The sequence below is a fragment of the Citrobacter sp. TBCS-14 genome (assembly GCF_005280805.1).
Lineage (GTDB): Bacteria > Pseudomonadota > Gammaproteobacteria > Enterobacterales > Enterobacteriaceae > Citrobacter > Citrobacter gillenii.
Genome location: NZ_SZWM01000572.1, coordinates 321 through 614, shown reverse-complemented (window position 1 = coordinate 614; position 294 = coordinate 321). Strand labels below are relative to the sequence as shown.

Annotated in this window: 1 pseudogene; it reads right to left on the bottom strand. The window is 55.1% G+C overall.

What is annotated here, in order from left to right:
• Nucleotides 1-66: 66 nt before the first annotated feature.
• Nucleotides 67-294, bottom strand: a pseudogene (locus FDX22_RS19985) (methyl-accepting chemotaxis protein); the annotation flags it as partial.

Genomic DNA, 294 nt, shown 5'->3' with positions numbered 1-294 from the left:
GTACCATCCGGCACAATGCTGTGATATTGCCGGATGGCGGCTTCGCCTTATCAGGCCTACGTTCGGTTAGGCTGTCTGTAGCTTAAATACGGCCATGGCTTCGATTAGCGCTGAAGACTGCTCTTCCAGCGAGCGGGTAGCCGCTGATGACTGCTGTACCAGCGCCGCATTTTGCTGCGCCGTTTCATCCATCTGAATCACCGCAATATTCACCTGCTCAATGCCGCGACTCTGTTCCTGGGACGCACTGGCAATTTCACGCATCAGTTTGGTCATACGCATGACCTCGGTCGC